Raw genomic sequence first — 20,610 nt, 5'->3', positions numbered from 1 at the left:
ATGCGACCGAACCCGCCATGCCCCCAGGAGCGCCTGCATGAAATTTCGCTTCCCCATTTTCATCATCGACGAGGACTACCGTTCCGAGAACGCGTCCGGTTTGGGTATTCGTGCCTTATCTGAAGCGATCGAGGCCGAGGGCGTCGAGGTGATCGGGGTGACCAGTTACGGCGACCTGAGTTCGTTTGCGCAACAGCAAAGCCGCGCCAGCGCCTTCATCCTGTCCATCGACGATGAAGAGTTCGACGTGGACTCGCCCGAGGACGTGGCCAGCGCGATCAAGAACCTGCGCATGTTCATTGGTGAACTGCGTTTCCGCAACGCCGACATCCCCATCTACCTGTATGGGGAAACGCGTACGTCGGAACACATTCCGAACGACATCCTGCGCGAGCTGCACGGCTTCATCCACATGTTCGAGGACACCCCCGAATTCGTGGCGCGCCACATCATCCGCGAAGCGCGCAGCTACGTGGATTCGCTGCCCCCGCCGTTCTTCCGCGAGCTGGTCAAGTACGCGCAAGACGGTTCGTATTCCTGGCACTGCCCGGGCCACTCGGGCGGTGTCGCCTTCCTGAAGAGCCCCGTGGGCCGCATGTTCCACCAGTTCTTCGGTGAAAACATGCTGCGCGCCGACGTCTGCAACGCCGTGGACGAACTGGGCCAACTGCTGGACCACACCGGCCCCGTGGCCGAGTCCGAACTGAACGCCGCGCGCATCTTCCATGCCGACCATTGCTTCTTCGTGACCAACGGCACGTCCACGTCCAACAAGGTCGTGTGGCACGCCAACGTCGCGGCCGGCGACGTGGTGGTGGTGGACCGCAACTGCCACAAGTCGATTCTGCACGCCATCACGATGACGGGCGCGATCCCGGTGTTCCTGCGCCCCACGCGCAACCACCTGGGCATCATCGGGCCGATCCCGCTGGAAGAATTCCACCCGGACAACATCCGCAAGAAGATCGAAGCCAACCCCTTCGCGCGCGAAGCGGTGAACAAGAATCCGCGCATCCTGACGCTGACGCAAAGCACGTACGACGGCGTCATCTACAACGTGGAAATGATCAAGGAACAGCTCGGCAGCTATGTCGATACGCTGCACTTTGACGAAGCCTGGCTGCCGCACGCGTCCTTCCACGAGTTCTACCAGGACATGCACGCCATTGGTCAGGACCGCCCGCGCAGCCAGGACGCGATGGTCTTCGCCACGCACTCCACGCACAAGCTGCTGGCCGGTATTTCGCAGGCCTCGCAGATCATCGTGCAGGAATCCGAGACCCGCAAACTGGACCGCAACGTCTTCAACGAGGCGTACCTGATGCACACGTCGACCTCGCCGCAGTACGCGATCATCGCGTCGTGCGACGTGGCCGCCGCCATGATGGAACCGCCCGGAGGCACCGCGCTGGTCGAGGAAAGCATCCGCGAAGCGCTGGACTTCCGCCGCGCCATGCGCAAGGTGGAATCGGAATTCGGCAAGAACGACTGGTGGTTCAAGGTCTGGGGCCCGAACCGCCTGGTGTCCGAAGGCATCGGCAACCGCGACGAATGGATCCTGGAAGCCAACGACCACTGGCACGGCTTCGGCGAAATGGCCGAAGGCTTCAACATGCTGGACCCGATCAAGGCCACGGTCATCACGCCGGGGCTGGACATGTCGGGCAGCTTTGGCGAAACCGGCATTCCGGCCGCGCTGGTGTCCAAGTACCTGACCGAGCACGGCGTGGTGGTTGAAAAGACCGGCCTGTATTCGTTCTTCATCCTGTTCACCATCGGCATCACCAAGGGCCGCTGGAACACGCTGTTGACCGCCTTGCAGCAGTTCAAGGATGACTACGACCGCAACCAGCCGCTGTGGCGCATCCTGCCGGACTTCTGCCGCGTGCATCGCCGCTACGAGCGCATGGGCCTGCGCGATCTTTGCCAGGAAATCCACGAAGCCTATCGCGCGCGCGACGTCGCCCGCCTGACCACCGAGATGTACCTGAGCGACATGGTGCCGGCATTGAAGCCGTCGGACGCCTTTGCGCGCATGGCGCACCGCGAGGTCGAGCGTGTCGACATCGACAAGCTGGAAGGCCGCGTCACGGGTGTGCTGCTGACGCCGTATCCCCCGGGCATTCCGCTGTTGATTCCGGGCGAACGCTTCAACCGCACCATCGTGCAGTACCTGCAATTCGCGCGTGAATTCAACGAACGCTTCCCCGGCTTCGAAACCTATATTCACGGCCTGGCCGATGAAGTGGGTCCCGATGGCGAAAAGCGCTACTACGTTGATTGCCTGATCGAAGAATAAGACCCGGCGGGTCTGGAGTCCTGATGTTTGATGTAGCCGTACTCGGCGCCGGCGCCGCTGGCATGATGTGTGCAGCGGTGGCCGGGCAACGCGGCTTGCGCGTGGTGCTGGTCGACCACGCCGAGCGCCTGGCCGAGAAAATCCGCATTTCGGGCGGCGGCCGCTGCAACTTCACCAACATCGGGACCGGACCCGCCAACTTTTTGTCCGATAACCCGCATTTCTGCCGCTCGGCACTGTCGGCCTACACGCCGCAGGATTTTCTGGCGCTGATGAAGCGCCACCACATCGCCTGGCACGAGAAGCATCGTGGCCAGCTGTTCTGCAACGATTCCAGCGAATCCATCATCGACATGCTGCGCGCCGAGTGCGACGCGGGCAATGTGCAGTGGCGCATGGGGTGTTCCGTGGCCGAGATCAGCCATGGTGAGCAGGGTTTCGAGTTGCGCACCAGCCAGGGCGTGATCCGCGCGGCCAAGCTGGTGGTGGCCACGGGCGGCATGGCGATCCCGCAATTGGGTGCCACCGATTTCGGCTTGAAGATTGCGCGCCAATTCGGCTTGAAGGTGGTCGAGCCCCGGCCCGCGCTGGTGCCGCTGACCTTTGACCCCGCACAATGGCAGGCGCTGTCCGAACTGTCGGGCGTGGCGCTGGAAGTGGGCCTGCACACGGGGCAAGGCAAGACGCGCGGTGAATTCCTGGAAGACCTGCTGTTCACCCATCGCGGCCTGTCCGGGCCGGGCATCCTGCAGATATCCAGCTATTGGAAGCCAGGTGAACCCATCGTCATTGACCTGGCCCCGGGCCGTGACCTGGCCGAAGAACTGCTGGCGTCCAAGTCGGGCAATCGGCAGCAATTGCACACCGTGCTGGCTGGGCTGTGGCCCAAGCGGCTGGCGGATCGTTGGCTGCATCTGGCGGAGCAGGGCGGCAAGCCCGGGCTTGCCGCGATGCGCTTGGCTGACGCGCCGGACAAGACGCTGCGGGCCTTGGCGCAAGACATCCATCAATGGACGCTGGTGCCCAGCGGCACCGCCGGCTACAAGAAGGCCGAAGTGATGCGTGGCGGTGTCGACACACGTGGCCTGGATCAGAAATCCATGCAGGCCAAGACCGCGCCCGGCCTGTACTTCATTGGCGAAGCGGTCGACGTGACCGGCTGGCTGGGCGGCTACAACTTCCAATGGGCCTGGGCCTCGGGCGTGGCCTGCGGCAAGGCGCTGTAAACCGCGCAGAGATCAGCGCTGCCGCCAGATTGCTCCTTCGGCCGTAGGCGTCGCGGCAGGCGGGGGCGTCAAGATTGCTTCGTGGGACATGGCAGCGGCTGCCACGGCGCCTAGTGTGGCGCTATCGGAAACTTCCTTGATCGCCTTGCCGGCTACCAGCGGGACGCCCAGCTTTTCAATCAGTGCGGCGCCTTCCGGTGTTTGCGCCAGCGCGGCCAACATGCCGGTCAGGCGTGTGCCGCCAGCGGGGGTGAACATGTCGCCCAGTGAGGCGACGCCGTTTTGCATATCGCCCGAATTGGCGATGACCTTCAAGTCCGCTTGCTGCATGGCGCGGGCCATTTCCATGCCGACATCCTTGCCTGACCGTACCTGTTCGATGCGGATGAGGTATTCCTGGTAGCCGGCGTTGCCCCCGATTTCTTTCGCCAGCTTGATTTGCGCTTCAACGGGCGCCACCTGCATGGCTTGCTCCGCTGACGCTTTTGCGGCGCCAAGCGCCGTTACCCCCTCGGCTTCCCGGGTGGCCGAGATCAGATCGCCTTCCGCCTTGGCAATTTGGGCTTCTTTTTCGGCGTGGGCGGCGACCACGGCAATCTGCCGGTTTTCTTCGGCCCTGACGACGGCAACATCGCGCGAAATTTCGGCCGTTTGTACGTCGCGCACTCGCTGCACCTCCATGTCCTTTCGAGCCGTGCTGACGGATTCGAATGCAATCGCCTGGCGCGACTTTTCTTCCGCGATGCCGACCTCGCGTTCGGTTTCCGCGTTGCGCATGCCGACCTGTTGGCGAGCGTTCTGCTGTTGAAGGTCGATTTCGCGCTTCATGGCGATTTCTTTTTCGGTTGCCGCGCGATTGTGTTCGGCCACTTCTTCACGGCTCTGGCGGTCTATGCGCGCCTTTTCGCGAGCCATGATCTGGTCTATCACTTTATTGTTCGCGCTGTCGCGGATGTCCATGAACTCGATGGTCTTGACGGTCTTGACGCCCCATTCGGCCAGTTGGGTGTCGACTGCCGCGGTAAAAGCATCGGCAAGCGTGCTTCGCGCCTGCATGATGTCTTCCAGCTTGTTCGTTGCCAGCACGCTGCGCACGGACCCTTGGACCACGTTGCGAAGCTGGTCGACCAGGACATCAAAGGTGGACACGCGCTGGGCGGCAAGCGAGGCGTCTTCGATGCGGAAGAACGCGGTTACGTCGACTTCGAACGGCAGCCGCGCCGCGTCATAGGCAGCGTAATCCTTAAGGTCGACCTGGAAGTTGCTTTCGGGGAACTTGGATACCGCCACGCCCCAGATCGGCACCCAGCTTGGCCAGTGGTAGTAGGTGTTGCCGCCCAACTTGCCGCGCCCGTAAGGCGTGGTCTGTTTGCTGGATTGCACGATGTGCACCATGTTGGTGGGCACAACGCGGCGCAGGGAAACGAGGATGAGTGCTACCAGGGGAAACAGGACTATCAGAGCGCTTGCGATGCTCGTGGTGGAAATTTCGATCATGTTTACGGCGGATACTCGAAGTTAAAGCGTCCGGGGTGGGCGCCCTAGGACTGCGGGATCATAGGACGGGACCATTCCGCGACTTATGACAATGTCGTTATTGTTTTATCAAATAAAAATACATATCATTTATGTTTTCGATTTCGACTGGCGCCTTTCGATGCAAAGGCACCTGTCCCACGGAGACATGCATGCCCTATACCCTTCCGACGCTGCCCTACGCCTATGACGCCCTGGAGCCTCACATCGACGCGATGACGATGGAGATCCACTACAGCAAGCATCATCAAACCTACGTCACCAGCCTGAATGCGGCGCTGGATAGCGCGGGCATCAGCACGGAAGAGCCTGTTGAAGCCCTGGTCGCGCGCCTGGACCAATTGCCCGAAGCCATACGCGGCGCGGTGCGCAACCATGGCGGCGGGCACGCCAACCACAGCTTGTTCTGGTCCGTCATGTCGCCCGAAGGCGGCGGTGAGCCTGATGGCGCGCTGGCCGCCGCCATCGATGCCGAACTGGGCGGCATGGCTGCTTTCCGCGAGGCCTTCACCAAAGCCGCCCTGACCCGCTTTGGCAGCGGCTGGGCCTGGCTTTCGGTCACGCCCGCCGGCAAGCTGGTGGTGGAAAGCAGCGCCAACCAGGACAGCCCGCTGATGCAGGGCAACACCCCGATCCTGGGTCTGGACGTCTGGGAACACGCCTATTACCTCAAGTACCAAAACCGTCGTCCTGAATACATAGGCGCCTTTTACAATGTCGTGAATTGGTCCGAAGTGGCTCGCCGCTATGCGGCTGCGAAGGGCTAAGCCCGCTCTGTGACGGAGGCAGCCGCCCCATGAACACCTTCAGTCGTCATCGCGTGCGTCCCGCGGCCACCAGCATCAGTGTCTGGACGCTGGCGGTCTTGGTGTCATGCCTGGCTTTGCACCAGTTGTGGGCTTATCTGGATGTGCGCGCGCCGCACGTAGCTGACGCCTTGCTGGGCGGCCTGGTGGCCGCCGCCGCCACCGCGCTGGGCACCTTGCCCATTCTGTTCGCCCGCACCATTCCGCAAAAGGTCCAGGACAGCATGTTCGGCTTCGGCGCTGGCGTCATGCTGGCGGCCTGCGCGTTTTCGCTGGTGGCCCCGGGCATCGCGGCGGCCGAAAGCCAGGGCATGGGCCCGTGGGGCGCGGGGCTGACGGTGGGGGCGGCCATTCTGTTGGGCGCCGCCGTGCTGCTCATCATGGACCGCACGCTGCCGCACGAACACTTCATCAAGGGGCGCGAAGGCATCGAGTCGCGCCGCATTCGCCGGGCCTGGCTGTTCGTCATCGCCATCACCCTGCATAACCTGCCCGAAGGCCTGGCCATCGGGGTCGGCTTTGCGGGCGGCGATCCGGTGGCCGGCACCGCGCTGGCTACCGGCATCGCCATCCAGGACGTTCCCGAAGGGTTGGTCGTGGCGGTGGCGTTGCTGGCAGCCGGCTACACGCGAACCTTCGCCGTGGCGCTGGGGATGTTGTCGGGGCTGGTCGAGCCGCTGGGCGCCGTGCTGGGCGCCGCCATCGTGGGCTGGTCGGCGATGCTGCTGCCCTGGGGTCTGGGATTCGCGGCTGGCGCCATGCTGTTTGTCATCAGCCATGAAATCATTCCCGAATCGCACCGCAAGGGGCACGAGGTCTACGCCACTTGCGGGCTGATGCTGGGCTTTGTGCTGATGATGTTGCTGGACACGGCGCTGGGATAGCCTCCGCTGGCGTCAAGCCGAGCGCGGCTTCCCGGCAGTGGTTTGCCAAGGGGGCGAGCCCCAAAATCGCGCTTTTCCGGGGCTGGTTTTCGTTGTATGCTTGGCGCCGCTGTCACGCATGTTTGCGGGAGAGAGCGGCCGTTTCAGTGGGCCGCCGCCGAAGGCGCAATTCGCCCAGAATCGCTCAGGTAACCGATACCGCACATGCTTGCCCCGTCCCGGTTTTTACCGTGTGGATGAGGCAAAACAGTACTCTGGAGAGACCTGGCGCCGCCCCGAATTCGGGACACAGCGAGCAGCCCAGGCGCCGAAGGTGCAAACCCGCCACGCGCGGGGCAACTCTCAGGCAAAAGGACAGAGGGGCGGAATATTCAGCCGATGCCGTGCAAGCGCAACCAGCCTTGTCACGACCGGCATTCCGTAACCCTGGCAAAGCATTGCCGTCCCGGAGTTCTCGCGCATGTCCGCAACCCTCAAACGCACCCCGCTGGCCGACGAACACATCGCTTCCGGCGCCCGAATGGTCGACTTCGGCGGCTGGGACATGCCCTTGGCCTACGGCTCGCAGCTTGAAGAGCACCACGCGGTGCGCCAGGACGCCGGCATGTTCGACGTGTCGCACATGCTGAATGTCGATGTCGCTGGCCCGGACGCCTTCGCCTTCCTGCAACGCCTGGTCGCCAATGACGTCGCCAAGCTGACCGTGCCCGGCAAGGCGCTGTATTCCTGCATGCTGAACCCGCAGGGCGGCGTTATCGACGACCTGATCATCTATTTCTTCGCCGCCGACGAATGGCGCGTGGTGGTCAACGCCGGCACCGCCGACAAAGACGTGGCCTGGATGCAGCGCGTGAAGCAGGCCGGCAATTTTGACGTTGCCATCACCCCGCGCTGCGACCTGGCCATGGTGGCCGTGCAGGGCCCCAACGCCCGCGCCAAGGTCTGGGCCGCGCGCCCGGCCTGGCAGGCCGCTACCGAACCCCTGACTCCCTTCGTCGCCGCCCGCGTGGGCGACGACACGCTGGTTGCGCGCACCGGCTACACCGGCGAAGACGGCTTTGAAATCGTCCTGCCCGCCGCCGACGTCGTGCAACTGTGGCGCGACCTTGCCGCCCAGGGCGTACGCCCGGCGGGCCTGGGCGCGCGCGACACGCTGCGCCTGGAAGCCGGCATGAACCTGTACGGCCAAGACATGGACGAGCTGACCCAGCCCGACCAGGCCGGCCTGACCTGGACCGTGTCCTTGAAGAACGCCGAGCGCCGCTTCATCGGCCGCGACGCGCTAGAACAATTCGCCACCCCCGCCGCCTTTGTCGGCCTGAAGCTGCAAGAGCGCGGCGTGATGCGCGCCCACATGGCCGTGCGCACACCCGCCGGCACGGGTGAGCTCACCAGCGGCACCATGTCGCCCACGCTGGGCGTGTCGATCGGCTTTGCCCGCCTGCCGCAAGGTGTGCGTCCGGGCGACACGGTCGAAGTCGATATCCGTGGCAAATGGGTGCCCGCCCTGGTCTGCAAGCTGCCTTTTGTTCGTAACGGCAAAGCCGTCGAACACTCGTAAACTCGAAGCTTCGCGCGACCGGCCGCCTGCCTTCACGCACGCGGCGTTCGCGCGAGGCGCGCAACACCATTCATCTACCCCGTATTCCCTAGAGGATTTCCCATGAGCCTGCCCACCGATCGCAAGTACACCCCGTCCCACGAATGGGTCAAAGCTGAAGGCGACGTGTTCGTCGTCGGCATCACCGACACCGCCCAGGACCAATTGGGCGACCTGGTTTTCGTTGGCGACGTGAATGTCGGCGCCAAGCTGAAGGCGGGCGAAACCGCCGGCGTGGTCGAGTCGGTCAAGGCCGCTTCCGACATCTACGCCCCGGTCGACGGTGAAATCGTCGCTTTCAACGACGAACTGGAAAACAACCCCAGCCTGATCAACGAATCGGCCTTCACCACCTGGATCTTCAAGATCAAGCCGGTCAACGCCGCCGACGCCGACAAGCTGCTGGACGCCGCCGGCTACGAAGCCGTCGCCAACGGTTAAGCCGGTTCGAGCCGGGCGCGCCGTCCTCGTGGCGCGCCCGGCTCGCGAAATGCACCACCACCCCGAGATCTCTCCATGTCGCGCGCCCTAGACACCCATACCGACTTCATCCCCCGCCACATCGGCCCGTCCGACGCCGACCAGGCCGCCATGCTCCAAGTGATTGGCAGCGCCAGCCTGGACGCCCTGATCGACGAAGTCGTGCCCGCCAAGATCCGCAGCCAGGCCCCGCTGGCGCTGCCGCCCTCGCGCAGCGAAACCGACGTGCTGGCCGAGCTGAAGCAGATTGCCGGCCGCAACAAGGTCTTTCGCAACTACATCGGCCAGGGGTACTACGGCACGCAGACGCCTAATGTCGTGCTGCGCAACATTCTTGAGAACCCCGCCTGGTACACGGCCTACACGCCGTATCAGCCGGAGATCTCGCAAGGGCGTCTTGAAGCGCTCTTGAACTACCAGACCATGGTCGCCGACCTGACCGGGCTGGACATCTCCAACGCCTCGCTGCTGGACGAAAGCACCGCCGCCGCCGAAGCCATGACGCTGGCTCGCCGTGGCGCCAAGTCGCAGAGCCCGGTGTTCTTCATTTCGCGCCACGTGCATCCGCAGACCATCGAAGTCGTGCGTACGCGCGCCGAAGGCCTGGGGCTGGAAATCGCCGTGGGTGACGAGGCCGAAGGCCTGCCCGAGTGCTTTGGCGTGCTGCTGCAATACCCGCACAGCACCGGTTCCGTGTCCGACTACCGCAAGCTGGCGGAAGCCGCCCACGCGCAAGGCGCCGTGGTGGCGTGTGCCACCGACCTGCTGGCGCTGGCCCTGTTGGCCGCCCCGGGCGAGTGGGGCGCGGACATCGCCATCGGTTCGGCGCAACGCTTTGGCGTGCCGTTCGGCTTTGGTGGGCCGCACGCCGGCTTCATGGCCTGCAAGGATTCCTTCAAGCGCAACATGGCCGGCCGTTTGGTCGGCGTGTCGAAAGACGCGCAAGGCAACCCGGCGATGCGCCTGGCGCTGCAAACGCGCGAACAGCACATCCGCCGCGAGAAGGCCACGTCCAACATCTGCACCGCGCAAGTGCTGCTGGCCGTGATGGCCGGCATGTACGCCGTGTGGCATGGTCCGGAAGGCATTCGCCGCATCGCCCAGCGCGTGCAGCGCAGCACCGCCATCCTGCGTGGTGAACTGATCAAGTTGGGCGTGAAGGTGGTCAACGACACGTTCTTTGACACGCTGTTGCTGGAAACGGGCGCCGCCACCCCGGCCATCCTGACCGCCGCCGAGTGCGAGCACATCAACCTGCGCCGCGTCGATGGCGCGCGCCTGGCGGTGTCGCTGGACGAAACCGTCACCGTCGCTGACTTGCAAGCGCTGGTCAACGTGTTCGCCGCCGGCCTGGAACGCGACGACGTCGAACTCGACATCGACGCGCTGGACGCGGCCGCCGCCAGCGGCATTCCCGCATCGGTCGCGCGCGAAAGCGCCATCCTGAAGCACCCGGTTTTCTCCAGCGTGCAATCCGAAACCGACATGCTGCGCTACCTGCGCAAGCTGGCCGACAAGGACCTGGCGCTGGACCGCACGATGATCCCGCTGGGTTCGTGCACCATGAAGCTGAACGCCACGGCCGAGATGATCCCCATCACCTGGCCCGAGTTCGCGCTGATCCACCCGTTTGCCCCCGCCTCGCAAAGCCAGGGCTACAACGAACTGATCGACCGTCTGTCGGCCGCGCTGTGCGAAATCACCGGCTACGACAACATCAGCCTGCAACCCAACTCGGGCGCGCAGGGCGAATACGCCGGCCTGCTGGCCATCCGCGGCTACCACCAGGCCAACGGCCAGCATCAGCGCAACGTCTGCCTGATCCCGGCTTCGGCCCACGGCACCAACCCCGCGTCGGCCCAACTGGCCGGCATGGACGTGGTGGTGGTGGCGTCTGATTCCAACGGCAACGTTGATCTTTCCGACCTGCGCGCCAAGATTGAACAGGTGGGCGACAAGCTCGCCGCGCTGATGATCACCTACCCGTCCACGCACGGCGTGTTCGAGGAAGCCGTCACCGAAATCTGCGATCTGGTCCACCAGGCCGGCGGCCAGGTGTACCTGGACGGTGCCAACATGAACGCGATGGTGGGCGTGGCCCAGCCGGGCAAGTTCGGCTCCGACGTATCGCACCTGAACCTGCACAAGACCTTCTGCATTCCGCACGGCGGCGGCGGCCCCGGCGTGGGCCCCGTGGCGGTGCGCGCGCATCTGGCGCCGTACCTGCCGGGCGTGGTGAACGAGCAGGGCAAGCTGCCCGGCGACGCCAAGGTTGGCCCGGTCTCGGCCGCGCCGTTCGGCTCGGCCGGCATTCTGCCGATTCCGTTCGTGTACATCGCGCTGATGGGCGCCGACGGCCTGCGCCGCGCCACCGAAGTGGCCATCCTGAACGCCAACTACATCGCCACCCGCCTGCGCGACCACTACCCGGTGCTGTACGCGGGCCGCAATGGCCGCGTGGCGCACGAGTGCATCCTGGACGTGCGCCCGCTGAAGGAAACCAGCGGCATCAGCGCCGAAGACATCGCCAAGCGGCTGATGGACTACGGCTTCCACGCGCCCACCATGAGCTTCCCGGTGGCGGGCACGCTGATGGTCGAGCCCACGGAATCCGAGGGCGTGGCCGAGCTTGACCGCTTCATCGACGCCATGATCTCCATCCGCGAGGAAATCGCCCAGGTTGAGCGTGGTGAGCGTGACCGCGACGACAACGTGCTGAAGAACGCGCCGCACACCGCGCAGATGCTGCTGGCCGAAGAATGGCTGCACGACTACCCGCGCCAGCAGGCCGCCTACCCGGTGGCGTCGCTGCGCGAGGCCAAGTACTGGCCGCCGGTAGCCCGTGTGGACAACGCCTACGGCGACCGCAACCTGGTCTGCGCCTGCCTGCCGATCGAAGCCTACGCGTAACGCATGGCGAGCCGGGTGCTTGGCGCCCGGCGATAAAAAAGCCTCCATCGCAAGATGGAGGCTTTTTGCTGGGCGTTTGCCCTGATGGCTATCAGGCTTACTTGGCCGGCGCTGCCTGCGCCGCCGTGTTGAAGTCTTCGGCGATGCTGATGAAGGTATTCAGCAGGATCTGCAGGTTGTCCTTGCCGATGCCGCCTTCCGCGTTCATGTCCATCTGCAGCACGGCCTGGTTCTTGTCGTCCAGATAGGCGCGCGTCCAGCGGTATTCCTGGTTCCAGCTATTGATGGCCTTCAGCGGCATCGGCTTCTTGGTCTGGTACGTGGCCGTCATGACCAGGTCCAGGCACTTTTCGGTGAAGTCGTTGCACAGGAATTCCAGGCGCAGCTCGCTGGCGCCGGTGTTGCCGGCATCCAGCAACAGCACGGGGCCTTCGTCGCCATCCAGCTTGTTGGCGGTGATGCCCATGTCGTCCAGCAGGCTGCTGACCGTGTCCAGGCTGAAATCCTGCATCACGCCGACGGCGGGCGTCGCATCCGCGGCAGGTTCTTCCTGGCCCATGTCCGGCATCGGTTCGTCGTCAAAGTCGTCCATGCCGCCGCCCATGCCGGTTGCACCCAGCAGGCCGCTGAACAGTTCTTCGGCGGGAATTTCCTTGCCGTTCAAGTTGCCCATGCCGTCAGCGAAGGTGAACTTGCCGACGATGTTGTCGCCGTCGTTCTTGCCCACGTTGAGCATCTCGGCCATGCCGGACATCTGGCGCACGCTTTCCGCCGCGCCTTCGGCTGCCTTCTCGGGCGTCAGGCCCTCTTTCTTGATCGCGTACTGCGTCGCCAGGTCCTGCACCATGGGCTTGGAGATGATGAGCGTGGCGTCGATGCGCTTGATGGCCTGGACGGCGATCTCTTGCGGCGTCAGGTTCTTCACGTCGGGCGGGTTGGCCAGGTCCAGCGTGAAGTTCAGCTTGCTTTCGCCCTTGGCGGTTTTCCAGCTGATGGGGTCGATGCTGAACGACGGGTTACCCGCCAACAGCTTGCCGGCGGCGTCCAGCATGGTCTGGACCTGCTCGTCCTTCAGGCCTTCGTCTTCAGCATGCCCCATGAGTTGGCGCAGCATCTGGTTGTAGGTGTCGGACAGTTGCTTGACGGCCTGGCCGTCCAGTTTGGCCAGCTTGATCACGGCCTGGCCGTTGCCCAACGCCACGTCGTTCACGGTCATGTCGCCCGTTTGATAGGTGGCTTGAACGTTGATGGCCTTGTCGTCTTCGGACAGCTTCACGCCATAGCCGAAGTTGTCCAGCGACAGCTTGACGTCGTCGCCCGGGCGGGTGACGTCGACGCGCTTGATCTTCAGATCGGAGTCGCCCATGGACACGCCGAACTTGCCCATGCGGCTGTTGACGTCCATCGTCATGCCGGTGATGGCCATGACGACCGGGTCGTTGCTCTTCGTGCCGTCGATGGCCAGCTTGTCCATCACGCCGTGCGCGGTGACGGCTTCCAGCGAACGGTCGAACGTGCCGGTGATCAGCATGCCGCTGAAGTCGATCGAATTGCCGTCCACGGCCGTCGACACCGGCGCAATCTTCGATGTGGAGCTGGTGGTGCCGCCATAGCTGATCATGGCGTCGCTGACCAGGGGCGAGACGTCCTTGGTCAGGGCGAACACTTCCTTCAGGTTGTCCGTCTTGGCGATTTCAGCGTGCACGAAAGCCAGCTTGGGCGCCAGGGCGCCGCGCGACAGGGCGGTCTTGGGGAAGGGGCCGTGTTCAATGACCGCGTCGAACTCAATCATGCCGGCGGGCATGTCGTCCAGGCTCTTGTCGTTCTTCACCAGCGACAGGCCGTAGCGCGCCTGGGTCGAGAACAGGCTGCGTTCGTACTTGATCTGGTCAATGCGCAGACCGAACAACGGCGTCAGCTTGGCCAGCTTTTCGTTGGCTTCGGCCAGATGGCGTTGCGAGCTTTCCTCAATGCGTTTGCCGGTATACCAAGTGGCGCCTATCCAGCTTCCCGCTCCCACTATGACCACGCCGAGGGTGATCGCTACGCTCTTTTTCATCGTTTTGCTTCTTCGTTGATTGTCGAGTCATACCCGGCAGGCAAGGCACTGAGCCATCGCGCCGTGGTTACCCACGCGCGGCTGCCGGCGTATACGTATTCATCGGCCTGTAAGGGCCCGCGGCGGAGTATACCGACGCGAAGGGACACATGACCGTGCGCACAGTTACGGGAGGTTTCAAAATGAAAGGCCAGCGATCAACGCTGGCCTTTTTGTCGACAATTCCGCGGTTATCGCGTGGGTTCAGTTGTTTTTAGCGTGATTTACAGCGGGTCCAAGGGGTAGATCGGGCGGCGCACGTTCTTGAATTCAAGCTGGCTGTAATCGGATGTGGTCACGCCCACCCCGGTGCATTCGATGACTTCTGTCGCCATGTCGGAAAAACCCGCGCGCCAGTGCACCCGGCTTTTCAATACGACATAGCGCTTTTGCAGCGGGTCGATGCCGGCCGACAGCAGGCAGTTGATGTCAAAGGGTTCCTGGTGACGCGACACCACCACGATCTCGACCCGACCGGTGTCGATGACGACGGTCAGGCCCGTGTCGTTGCGCACGCCCCGGTACATGGGGCCTCGGTTCAGGTAGACGCCGTCAAACACCAGCTTGACGCGGCCCGTCACTTCCAGCGGTTCGCTCGGCTGCTTGATGGCGGGCATGGCCAGCTTGCCGCCCAGCTTGATCGTGATGGTCTTGCCCACGCCCGCGGCGGCGGCTTCGTTCGCCGCGTCCGGGTCGCAGATGGCGTAGAACACCACGTTGTCCAGTTCCTGACGCAGCACTTCGGCCAGCACGGCGGTGGTGTCCATGGTGCCGCCCGAGCCGGTGTTGTCGAAGTGGTCCAGCAACACGACGGGGCCTTGTTCGATCTGCTTGGCGCGCGCGATGGTGGGTTCCAGCGGCTCGGGGTGGAACACCCAGTCGGCGCGGCCTGTCCAGGCGCGTTCCAGCAGTTCGTCGCGGTGTTTCTCAGCCTCGGCCAGGTTGCCGTCGGTACAGACGACGGCGCTCAAGCCGGCTTCGCGGATGTCCGCGTGCGGAAAGCCCACGAAGACCGACGCCGCCAGCACGCCGCCCGCTTCCAGTTCCTTGCAGCGCTCCTGCAAGGGCTTATTGGGCGCGGCGTGCGTGCCCTGGCACATGATGTGCGGCAGCATGGGCTTGTTGGCCCAGCTCATGACGGGTTTGATTTCACCCTTGAGCGCGCGGACGATGACGTTGGCCGCGCGCACGCCGGCGTCGCGGATGTCCACGTGCGGATAGGTGTGAAAGCCGCTGATGACGGTGGCGTTGTTGACGATGTCGTCGTAGATGTTGGCGTGCATGTCCAGCGTGACCGCCACGGGCGTGGTCGGGTCGATTTCACGCAGGCGGCGCAGCAGATCGCCTTCCGCGTCTTCCACGCCTTCGGCGACCATGGCGCCGTGCAGGTCCAGCAAGATGGCGTCAAAGCCGCCCAGCTTGACCTGGTCCAGCACCAGCTTGCACAGGCGTTCGTGGGTGTCGGCGCTGGTGGGGCCGCTGGGCCAGGACTCGGCGGCCACCGGCACCACGATTTCCGCGCCCTCGCGGCGGGCCACTTCGATATACCCGCCCAACCCGCTGTCGGTGTTTTCGTAGGCCTTGATGGCGCGTTCGCCAGCCAGGATTTCAGGACTGCCGCGGAAAAAGCGTTCCAGCGGGGTCGGCACGGGCGAATAGGTATTCGTCTCGTGCTTGATCATTGCCAAGAGCCAACGCATGGGAATTCCTGTGGAAAGGGTAGGGGAAGCTCAGTTCGTCTTGGGGGGCTGCGGCCACGGCTGCTGCGCGGGGCGCATCTGTTCCCACGCGCGTGCCACGCGCAACACGCCCAGGTCGTCAAAGCGCGCCCCGGCAATTTGCAGGCCAATTGGCAGGCCCGCTCGGGTGTAGCCGCAATTGACGGACGCGGCGGGCTGTTCGCTCATGTTGAAGGGCAGCGTGAAGCCGATGTGGTGCATGGTGGTGGCCACCTCATTGGTGGGCGACGGCCATTCGGCGTTGTATGCCACCACCGGCGCCACGGGCGACAGCACGTAGTCGAAAGGCGCGCAGGCGGCCACGGTCTTGGCGCGCACGTTCAGCGTTTCGTAGTAGCTCTTGAACACGGCTTCGCCGGTCTGCCCGCCACCGCTTTCCGCCCAGGCGCGGATGAACGGCAGGATCTTGGCGCGGCGGGCTTCAGGTAGCGCGGCCAGGTCTATGGACGATCGCGTGCGCCAGAAGCGGTCCACGCCTTCCAGCATGTCGGGCGTCATCCAAGGCAGCATGGGCGTGACGATGGCGCCCGCCGCCTCGAAGGCTTGCGCGGCGGCTTGCACGGCGTCGCGTACTTCCGGGTCCAGCGGCAGGCCGCAGCCGGCGTCCATCAGCAGGCCGATGCGCAGGCCCTTGACGTCTTGCGCCAGGTTGAGCCAGTCAAAGTCCTGGAAGGGCAGGCTCATGTGGTCGCGCGCGTCGGGCTGCGACAGCACGCCCATCATCAGCGCGGCGTCGGTGATGGTGCGCGTCATGGGGCCGGCGCAACGGCCCATGAAGGGCGGGTCGATAGGGATGCGGCCCAGGCTGGGTTTCAGCGTGGCAATGCCGCACCAGGCGGCCGGCAGGCGCACCGAACCGCCGATGTCGGTGCCGATGTGCAAGGGGCCATAGCCCGCCGCGGCCGCCGCGCCCGCGCCGGCGCTGGAGCCGCCCGGGTTCTTCGTCAGGTCCCAGGGGTTGCGGGTCAGCTCATGAAAGCTGGACAGGCCCGAGGACAGCATGCCGAAGTCGGGCATGGTGGTCTTGCCCAGCAGCACCGCGCCCGCTTCACGCATGCGGGCGGCGGGCGGCGCGTCGGCAGCCGCCGGGGTCAGCTCGGTGGCGGCGGTGCCCAGGGGCACGGGCGTGCCGCGCGTGGCGATGTTTTCCTTGATGGTGGCGGGCACGCCGTCCAGCGAATAGCCGCCGGCCGATTGCGGCTCGCCCTTCATCCAGCGGGCCTCCGAGGCGCGGGCCATCTCCAGCGCGCCGTCGGGGTCCAGCGCATAGGTGGCCTTCAGGTGCGGTTCCCAGCGCTCGATGTGTTCGAGCACGGAGCGCGTGGCTTCGACCGGCGACAGGGTCTTGTCGCGATACGCCTGCAGCAGTTCCTGGGCGGACAATTCATGCGGTTGTGACATCTGGGTTCCAGTGTTGCAAAGGAAGGCAATTCGGGTGATCAGGACATCAGCACATCAGCACACCAGCGCATCAGGATGCGGCGGCTTGCGCCAGCGTGGTGGCCACGGGCTGGAAGTTGCGGAAGTCCCAGTCGCGCCCCGGGGCCGCGTCGATCAAGGTGCGCGTGTACTCATGCCGAGGGTCGGTCAGCACGGTTTCGGCCGAGCCGGTTTCAACGACCTTGCCGCGCTGCATGACCATGATGGTGTCGCAAATCTGCGCGGCCACGCGCAAGTCGTGGGTGATGAACAGCACGCCGACGCCCGTGCGTTGACGCACCTGTTCCAGCAGTTCCAGCACCTGCGCCTGCACGGATACGTCCAGCGCCGACACGGCTTCGTCGGCCACCAGGATTTCCGGGTCCATCACCAGCGCGCGCGCGATGCAGATGCGCTGGCGTTGGCCACCAGAGAACTGATGCGGGTAGCGGCGCATGGCGTCGGGGCTCATGCCCACCACGGTCAGCGTTTCGCCCGCGCGCTTCACGGCCTGGTCGCGCGGCATGCCGAAGTTGAGCAGGCCTTCGATGATGGATTCACCCACCGTGCGGCGCGGGTTCAGCGACCGGTAGGGGTCCTGGAACACAATCTGAATGCGGCGGCGCACCGGGCGCAAGGCCGAGCCGGACAGCGTGCTGAGGTCTTCGCCGCCCATCATCATGTGGCCGGCCGTGGGTTCGATCAGACGCACGATGCAACGCGCCACCGTGGACTTGCCCGAACCGGATTCGCCCACGATGCCCAGGATTTCACCCTTGCGCAGCGTCAGGTTCACGTCGGACGCGGCTATGACGTTCTGCGCGGCCGTGCGGGAGAACAGCGAGCTTTTGCCGGCATAGGTGCGGCCCAGGCCCTTGACGTGCAGCACCGGCTGGCCGTCGGGCGCGTCACGCCGGTTGGGCACCAGGCTGGGCACGGACGACACCAGGCGCCGCGTGTAGGACTGCTTGGGTTCGGCCAGGATTTCGTTGCGCGTGCCGCTTTCGATCAGGTCGCCGCGGTTCATCACCACGATGCGATCCGAAATCTCGGCCACCACGCCGAAGTCGTGCGTGATGAACAGCACCGCGGTCTTGTGCTTGACCTGCAGTTCCTTGATCAGCGCCAGAATCTGCTTTTGTGTGGTCACGTCCAGCGCGGTCGTGGGTTCGTCGGCGATCAGCAGCTTGGGTTCCAGGATCAGCGCCATCGCTATCACGATGCGCTGGCGCTGGCCGCCCGACAGCTGATGCGGGTAAGCCTCGAATATGCGTTCGACATCCGGCAGGTGCACCGACTGGAACATGTCCAGCACCTTGGCGCGGCGTTCGGCGGCGCTCATGCCCTTGCGGTGCAGGCGCAGCACTTCGTCTACCTGCTTGCCCATGGTGTGCACGGGGTTCAGCGCCGTCATGGGTTCCTGGAACACCATGGCCATGCGGGTCGCGCGCATTTCGCGCAGCCGCCGCTGCGACGCGGTGGCGACGTCTTCGCCTTCCACGCGGATGGAACCCGCGCTGATCGACAGGACGCCGGGTGGCAACAGGCCCATCACGGCCAGCGACGTGACCGATTTGCCGGAGCCGGATTCGCCAACCACGCACACGGTTTCACCAGCGTGCACGTCCAGGCTGAGGTTGCGCACGACGCGGTTGCCCGCGCCGGCCACTTCCACCGACAGGTTGCGAATGGCCAGGATGGCGGACGAGGTGTCGCCCGCGGGGGAGTAGGAGAGTAGGTCATCGGCATCAGATCCTGCGCACCATTTTCGGGTCCAGCGCGTCGCGCAGGGCGTCACCCAGGATGTTCACGCTAAGCACCGTCAGCGACAGGAACAGGCCGGGAAAGAGAATCAGGCCGGGCAGCATGCGGAAGTACATGCGGCCTTCGGACATGATGTTGCCCCACGACGCGATCTCGGGCGGGATGCCCGCGCCAAGAAAGCTGAGGATGGCCTCGGTCAGCATGGCCGAGGCGAACACATACGTGCCTTGCACCGTCAGCGGCGCGATGGTGCTGGGCACCATGTGGCGCCACAAGAGCAGCGGCAAGGGCGTGCCCAGCGCCAGCGCGGCTTCCACATAGGGTTCGCCGCGCACCGTCAGGATCTGCCCGCGCACCAGCCGCACCACCCGGGGAATTTCCGGGATGGTGATGGCGATCAGCACAGTCATGATGCTGGCGCCGGTGACGGACACCAGGGCAATCGCCAGCAGGATGCCGGGAATCGCCATGATGGCGTCCATGGTCCGCATGATGAGCCCGTCCAGCGACCGGAACCAGCCGGCGATGACGCCGATGATCAGGCCGATGACGACGCTGACGACCGCGGCGCCCAGGCCCGCGATCAGCGAGATGCGCGCGCCGTAGGCCACGCGCGACCAGACGTCGCGGCCAAAGGCGTCGGTGCCGAACAGGAAGTCGGTAAAGGGCTGCTTCAGGCGCGAGCCCGGGTCGATGAAGGTGGGGTCCACCGTGCCCAGCAGCGGCGCGAACACGGCAATGGCGACGATGGCGACCAGCACCACCAGCGCCAGCATGACCGGCCAGCTTTTAAGGCCCTGGCGGACTTGCCGCCAGGCGGTGACGTGAGGAGTGCCGCCTCCGGGAAGGTCGGCGGCCGCTTGCGCGGCGGCATCGGTTGGCGTTTGCATGGCTCTGCCCTAGTACCTGATTCGCGGGTCGAACACCGTGTAGGCGCAATCGACAACCAGATTGATGAACACGTAGACGAACGCGAAGAACAACGTCAGGCCCTGGATGACGGGGTAGTCACGCGCCAGCACGGCTTCCACCACCAGGCGACCCAGGCCGGGAATGTTGAACACCGATTCGGTCACGACCACGCCGCTGATCAAGAGCGCAATGCCCAGGCCCACCACCGTGGCGATGGGCACGGCGGCGTTGCGCAGCGCATGGCCAAGCAGCACGCCGGTTTCACCCAGACCCTTGGAACGCGCGGTGCGGATGAAGTCTTCACCCATGACCTCGATCACGCTGGTGCGCGTGATGCGGGCGATCAGTGCGACGTAGACCGTGGACAAGGCCAGTGACGGCAGGATGAGCCGGTGCAGATACGGCCAGAATCCCTTGGCCAGTGGCGTATAGCCCTGCACGTTGAACCAGCCCAGCTTGATGGCGAACAGCCAGATCAGCAGGTAACCCGTGACGAACACCGGCACGGAAAAGCCCAGCACTGAAAAGCCCATCACGGCGCGGTCCAGCAGCTTGCCTTGCCGCCAAGCCGCCAGGATGCCCAGCGGAATGGCCACCAGCAAGGTGAAGACCAGTGTCAGTACCGCCAGACTCATGGACGGTTCCAGACGTTGCCCAATCAGTTTGGTGACCGGCACGCCGGACATGAGTGAGGTGCCCAGATCGCCCTTCAGGAGCCTGCCGCCCCAGATGACGAACTGCTTGATGACCGGTTGGTCCAGGCCCATCGTCTGACGTATCTGGACGATACGTTCGGGCGTGGCGCCGTCGCCCGCCATGATGATGGCCGGATCACCCGGGCTGAAACGCAATATCGCGAAGACCACCACCGCGACCATCACCAGAACGGGGATGGTCGCGAGGAGCCGGCGTGAGACAAATGCCAGCATGTATTTCC

General features: G+C 64.7%; 13 protein-coding genes, 1 pseudogene and 2 riboswitches. Of the genes and pseudogenes, 7 read left to right on the top strand and 7 right to left on the bottom strand.

Going from position 1 to position 20,610, the window contains the following annotated elements:
• Positions 1 to 37: 37 nt before the first annotated feature.
• Positions 38 to 2,299: an arginine/lysine/ornithine decarboxylase gene (locus tag ELS24_RS26380; protein WP_050448098.1), complete on the top strand. Its 2,262-nt coding sequence runs from the start codon at positions 38 to 40 to the stop codon at positions 2,297 to 2,299.
• A gap of 23 nt (positions 2,300 to 2,322) precedes the next feature.
• On the top strand, positions 2,323 to 3,525 hold the full coding sequence (locus ELS24_RS26375) for an NAD(P)/FAD-dependent oxidoreductase (protein WP_127185804.1): 1,203 nt from the start codon (positions 2,323 to 2,325) through the stop codon (positions 3,523 to 3,525).
• Positions 3,526 to 3,537: 12 nt separating this feature from the next.
• Here the strand turns inward: ELS24_RS26375 and ELS24_RS26370 are convergent, their stop codons facing one another.
• The gene (locus ELS24_RS26370; protein ID WP_083447444.1) at positions 3,538 to 5,022 is read right to left on the bottom strand and encodes an SPFH domain-containing protein; all 1,485 of its coding nucleotides are present in this window, start codon (positions 5,020 to 5,022) and stop codon (positions 3,538 to 3,540) included.
• Between the two features lie 191 nt (positions 5,023 to 5,213).
• On the opposite strand from ELS24_RS26370, the gene ELS24_RS26365 reads away from it, so the two are divergent.
• From ELS24_RS26365 to gcvP, 5 genes are all read left to right on the top strand, one after another.
• The gene (locus tag ELS24_RS26365) at positions 5,214 to 5,828 is read left to right on the top strand and encodes a superoxide dismutase (RefSeq protein ID WP_050448096.1); all 615 of its coding nucleotides are present in this window, start codon (positions 5,214 to 5,216) and stop codon (positions 5,826 to 5,828) included.
• A 29-nt stretch (positions 5,829 to 5,857) separates the two neighbouring features.
• The gene (locus ELS24_RS26360; RefSeq protein WP_127185803.1) at positions 5,858 to 6,751 is read left to right on the top strand and encodes a ZIP family metal transporter; all 894 of its coding nucleotides are present in this window, start codon (positions 5,858 to 5,860) and stop codon (positions 6,749 to 6,751) included.
• Positions 6,752 to 6,866: 115 nt separating this feature from the next.
• Positions 6,867 to 6,962: riboswitch (glycine riboswitch) on the top strand.
• A 33-nt stretch (positions 6,963 to 6,995) separates the two neighbouring features.
• Positions 6,996 to 7,119: riboswitch (glycine riboswitch) on the top strand.
• Between the two features lie 92 nt (positions 7,120 to 7,211).
• On the top strand, positions 7,212 to 8,312 hold the full coding sequence (gene gcvT / locus ELS24_RS26355; protein ID WP_127185802.1) for a glycine cleavage system aminomethyltransferase GcvT: 1,101 nt from the start codon (positions 7,212 to 7,214) through the stop codon (positions 8,310 to 8,312).
• 102 nt (positions 8,313 to 8,414) lie between these two features.
• On the top strand, positions 8,415 to 8,792 hold the full coding sequence (gcvH, locus tag ELS24_RS26350; protein ID WP_050448093.1) for a glycine cleavage system protein GcvH: 378 nt from the start codon (positions 8,415 to 8,417) through the stop codon (positions 8,790 to 8,792).
• Positions 8,793 to 8,867: 75 nt separating this feature from the next.
• The gene (gene gcvP, locus ELS24_RS26345; protein WP_100854415.1) at positions 8,868 to 11,741 is read left to right on the top strand and encodes an aminomethyl-transferring glycine dehydrogenase; all 2,874 of its coding nucleotides are present in this window, start codon (positions 8,868 to 8,870) and stop codon (positions 11,739 to 11,741) included.
• A 97-nt stretch (positions 11,742 to 11,838) separates the two neighbouring features.
• On the opposite strand, the gene ELS24_RS26340 is transcribed toward gcvP, so the two are convergent.
• The 6 genes and pseudogenes from ELS24_RS26340 to ELS24_RS26315 form a co-directional block, all read right to left on the bottom strand.
• Positions 11,839 to 13,800: a DUF945 family protein gene (locus ELS24_RS26340; RefSeq protein ID WP_127185801.1), complete on the bottom strand. Its 1,962-nt coding sequence runs from the start codon at positions 13,798 to 13,800 to the stop codon at positions 11,839 to 11,841.
• A 263-nt stretch (positions 13,801 to 14,063) separates the two neighbouring features.
• On the bottom strand, positions 14,064 to 15,539 hold the full coding sequence (locus ELS24_RS26335) for a M81 family metallopeptidase (protein ID WP_127185800.1): 1,476 nt from the start codon (positions 15,537 to 15,539) through the stop codon (positions 14,064 to 14,066).
• Positions 15,540 to 15,569: 30 nt separating this feature from the next.
• Positions 15,570 to 16,979 carry an amidase gene (locus ELS24_RS26330; RefSeq protein ID WP_127185799.1) on the bottom strand — a complete coding sequence of 470 codons (1,410 nt, stop codon included), beginning with the start codon at positions 16,977 to 16,979 and terminating at the stop codon, positions 15,570 to 15,572.
• Positions 16,980 to 17,049: 70 nt separating this feature from the next.
• Positions 17,050 to 18,746, bottom strand: a pseudogene (locus ELS24_RS26325) (ABC transporter ATP-binding protein).
• Entirely contained in the window at positions 18,746 to 19,651 is a 906-nt protein-coding gene (locus ELS24_RS26320; protein ID WP_127185798.1) for an ABC transporter permease, read from the bottom strand. The pseudogene ELS24_RS26325 and the gene ELS24_RS26320 overlap by 1 nt, the downstream one beginning before the upstream one ends.
• A gap of 9 nt (positions 19,652 to 19,660) precedes the next feature.
• Complete coding sequence (locus tag ELS24_RS26315) at positions 19,661 to 20,602, bottom strand: ABC transporter permease (protein ID WP_050448086.1); 942 nt, start codon at positions 20,600 to 20,602, stop codon at positions 19,661 to 19,663.
• Positions 20,603 to 20,610 lie beyond the last annotated feature (8 nt).

Source organism: Achromobacter spanius, assembly GCF_003994415.1.
GTDB lineage: Bacteria > Pseudomonadota > Gammaproteobacteria > Burkholderiales > Burkholderiaceae_B > Achromobacter > Achromobacter spanius_C.
This window is presented reverse-complemented; position numbering and strand designations above follow the sequence as displayed.

Excerpts from the sequence above, each read along its gene's own strand:
- ELS24_RS26380 (WP_050448098.1), top strand. The coding sequence starts at position 38 with ATGAAATTTCGCTTCCCCATTTTCATCATCGACGAGGACTACCGTTCC.
- ELS24_RS26375 (WP_127185804.1), top strand. The coding sequence starts at position 2,323 with ATGTTTGATGTAGCCGTACTCGGCGCCGGCGCCGCTGGCATGATGTGT.
- ELS24_RS26370 (WP_083447444.1), bottom strand. The coding sequence starts at position 5,022 with ATGATCGAAATTTCCACCACGAGCATCGCAAGCGCTCTGATAGTCCTG.
- ELS24_RS26365 (WP_050448096.1), top strand. The coding sequence starts at position 5,214 with ATGCCCTATACCCTTCCGACGCTGCCCTACGCCTATGACGCCCTGGAG.
- ELS24_RS26360 (WP_127185803.1), top strand. The coding sequence starts at position 5,858 with ATGAACACCTTCAGTCGTCATCGCGTGCGTCCCGCGGCCACCAGCATC.
- gcvT (WP_127185802.1), top strand. The coding sequence starts at position 7,212 with ATGTCCGCAACCCTCAAACGCACCCCGCTGGCCGACGAACACATCGCT.
- gcvH (WP_050448093.1), top strand. The coding sequence starts at position 8,415 with ATGAGCCTGCCCACCGATCGCAAGTACACCCCGTCCCACGAATGGGTC.
- gcvP (WP_100854415.1), top strand. The coding sequence starts at position 8,868 with ATGTCGCGCGCCCTAGACACCCATACCGACTTCATCCCCCGCCACATC.
- ELS24_RS26340 (WP_127185801.1), bottom strand. The coding sequence starts at position 13,800 with ATGAAAAAGAGCGTAGCGATCACCCTCGGCGTGGTCATAGTGGGAGCG.
- ELS24_RS26335 (WP_127185800.1), bottom strand. The coding sequence starts at position 15,539 with ATGCGTTGGCTCTTGGCAATGATCAAGCACGAGACGAATACCTATTCG.
- ELS24_RS26330 (WP_127185799.1), bottom strand. The coding sequence starts at position 16,979 with ATGTCACAACCGCATGAATTGTCCGCCCAGGAACTGCTGCAGGCGTAT.
- ELS24_RS26320 (WP_127185798.1), bottom strand. The coding sequence starts at position 19,651 with ATGCAAACGCCAACCGATGCCGCCGCGCAAGCGGCCGCCGACCTTCCC.
- ELS24_RS26315 (WP_050448086.1), bottom strand. The coding sequence starts at position 20,602 with ATGCTGGCATTTGTCTCACGCCGGCTCCTCGCGACCATCCCCGTTCTG.